Consider the following 2,931-nt stretch of genomic DNA (forward strand, 5'->3'; position numbering starts at 1 on the left):
CGTCAAACATCATACACGCCGCAGGTCCCCATGGAGCGCGTCACCATCAGCATGTCCGACGAGTTCGCCGCCGAACTCGCCGTCTTCATGGCCACCCACCATTACGAGAACCGATCGGAGGCCGTCCGCGATCTCGCCCGCCAGGGCCTGCGGCAAGCCCAGCTTCAGGACGGAACCGCCGGCGCCTGCCTCGCCACCCTCTCCTACGTCTTCAATCACCATACGCGGGACCTCGCCAAGCGCCTGACCGACTCCCATCACGCCCACCACGACCTGCATGTCGCGACCATGCACGTGCACCTGGACCACGAGAATTGCCTTGAACTCTCGGTGCTGCGCGGCGACACCGAGGTGGTGCGCGATTTCGCCAAGAGCGTCATCGCCGAACGCGGCGTCACCCACGGACAGGTCAGTTTCATTCCGGTCCAGCACGAAATCGAGGCGCATCCGCATCATGGCGCGCCGCATGCCCATCTCCATACCCATCCTCACACGCTTCCCCGGCCACCGCGATGACCCGGACTCCGCGCGGCCGGATCGCCGCGCTCTACACCCTGCTGCTGCTCGCCAATGCAAGCGCCTGGATCTGGGCCCTCTGCCTCTTCCGCGACCGCCCCGTGCTGCTCGGCACCGCGCTGCTGGCCTATGGGTTCGGCCTGCGCCACGCGGTCGACGCCGACCATGTCGCGGCCATCGACAACGTCACCCGGAAGCTGGTGCAGGCGGGCAAACAGCCCGTCAGCATCGGGTTCTTCTTCGCACTCGGCCATTCGGCGGTGGTCATCCTCGCCACCGCCGGCATCGCCGCCAGCGCGACCGCCCTGGCATCCCGGTTCGATACGTTCAAAACCATCGGCGGCATGGTCGGGACGCTTGTATCGACCGTCTTCCTGCTGCTGATCGCCGCCATGAACCTGGGGGTCCTGCGCGAGATCTGGCGGACCATCCGCCGCGTCCGACGCGGCGGCGGGTTCGACGAACAGGACTACGACGTGCTGCTCAACAGCCGAGGCCTGCTGGCACGCCTGTTCCGCCCCGCCTTCCGCCTGGTGACCAGCGGCTGGCACATGTTCCCGCTGGGCTTCCTGTTCGGCCTTGGCTTCGACACCGCCACCGAGGTCGGGCTTCTCGGCCTTTCGGCGACGCAAGCCGCGCAAGGCCTGCCGATCTGGTCGATCATGGTGTTCCCGGCCCTGTTCGCGGCCGGGATGTCGCTGATCGACACCACCGACGGGGTGCTGATGCTGGGCGCGTACAACTGGGCATTCGTCAACCCGATGCGCAAGCTGACCTACAACCTCGTCATCACCGCCGTCTCGGTCGTCGTCGCGGTGCTGATCGGCGGGATCGAGGGCTTGGGACTGGTCGCCGGCGAGTTGGGACTCACGGGGCGTTTCTGGCGCGGGATCGGCGTGCTGAATGACAATTTCAATAACCTGGGCTTCGCCATCATCGGCCTCTTTGTCGTCGCCTGGGCCATCGCGGTGGTCGCCTATCGGTATGCCGGCCTCGGTTCGCCCGCCACGAAGACAGAGTGACCGGAGCACGCCATTGACGGCCGGATCTGCGCCACCCGGACCATCATTGACATGACCTTGTCAAAATCGTGAGCCGATACAGTTAGTTCTAACGGTTTCCTCATCGAATGTGGTAGGCTGGAACGCGCGTTCCTTTCGGACCCTATCTGCATGACACAATGCGTGCCCTATCCGTTCGCTACCTGGTTGCGTCTGATCGCCTGCCTCGCGCTGCTCAGCGCGCTTGCCGCTTGCGGCGGTTCGCATTCGACCCGCCACGCCGCGGTGCCGCGCAGTCCCTCCCGCTACTACCCGCCGCCAGGTCCCAAAAGCGACCCGTGGGGCCCCTATATCCGCGAGGCGTCCGCCAGGTTCGGCCTGCCCGAGAAATGGATCCGCGGCGTGATGCACCAGGAATCGGGCGGACAGGAGGATGTGATCTCCTGGGCCGGCGCGATCGGCCTGATGCAGGTGATGCCCGACACCTATGCCGAGATGCGCGACCGCTACGGCCTGGGCAACGACCCGTTCGATCCGCACAACAACATCCTCGCCGGCACGGCCTATCTGCGGGAGATGTACGACCGCTTCGGCTCGCCCGGCTTCCTGGCCGCCTATAACGCCGGTCCGAATCGCGAGGACAAATATCTGAACTACGGCCAGCCGTTGCCGACCGAGACCGTCCAATACGTCGCGGCCATCGCCCCGCATCTGGGTTCGGATCAACCGACGCCCTCGCCCTTCGAGGGACGTGGGGTCGAGGTGGCCTCGGGCGGCTTCCAGGCAACGCCGGCCATTCAGCGCGCGCCGACGCCGGCGAGTTGCGACCCGGACGCAGCGTATGATCCGAATGCGCCCTGCAAGCCAGCCGAGGCTCCGGTGCTGACGGCGTCCTTGCCGGCGCGGCCGCTGGTCACGCCACAGCTTCAGACCGCGATGGCGGTCCCGCCGCCGGTTCCGATGGCGCAAGCCGCGTCGTCGTCCGGGTTGGGGCCGTCCGTGCAAAGCGCCCTGGCGCGGATCGAGTCGGAACCGCCCCGGCAGCCCGTCCAGCAGGTTGCCCTGGCACCGCCGGCGCCGGCCTGGACCTCCACGCCGAGGCGGTATAACCCGCCGCCCGCCCAACGTTATGCTTACGCGTCGCCGCCGCCGCCCGAGGTCCCTTGCGACCCGGATGCCGCGTACGACCCCAACCGGCGCTGCGTCTACACGGCCCAGCCCTATACCCAGGTCGCGTCCAGGGCGATCCCATACGAGCCGCCTCCGCCGCCACGCCGTCCGGTGCTGGCTTCGGCGACGCTGCCGGAGATTCGCGGCGGTGGGGTGACCGCGGCGGCCCCGCCGGGACGCTGGGCCATCCAGGTCGGCGCCTACCCCACCCTCCCAGGCGCGCAATCGGCGGCCGAACGGGCTC

At 67.7% G+C, this 2,931-nt stretch carries 3 protein-coding genes; all 3 read left to right on the forward strand.

Features of this window, described 5'->3' with window-relative positions; all coding sequences use genetic code 11:
- Nucleotides 1-516: nickel-responsive transcriptional regulator NikR (gene nikR, locus VHB27_RS13835; protein WP_325601354.1), on the forward strand; the 516-nt coding region annotated here is incomplete at its 5' end.
- Nucleotides 513-1,538, forward strand: a complete 1,026-nt coding sequence (locus VHB27_RS13840; protein ID WP_325601356.1) for a HoxN/HupN/NixA family nickel/cobalt transporter — start codon at nucleotides 513-515, stop codon at nucleotides 1,536-1,538. The genes nikR and VHB27_RS13840, both read left to right, overlap by 4 nt.
- Nucleotides 1,539-1,700: 162 nt before the next feature.
- On the forward strand, nucleotides 1,701-2,931 hold a 1,231-nt coding region (locus VHB27_RS13845; protein ID WP_325601358.1), incomplete at its 3' end, for a lytic transglycosylase domain-containing protein.

The organism is Rhodopila sp., from assembly GCF_035548235.1.
GTDB lineage: Bacteria > Pseudomonadota > Alphaproteobacteria > Acetobacterales > Acetobacteraceae > Rhodopila.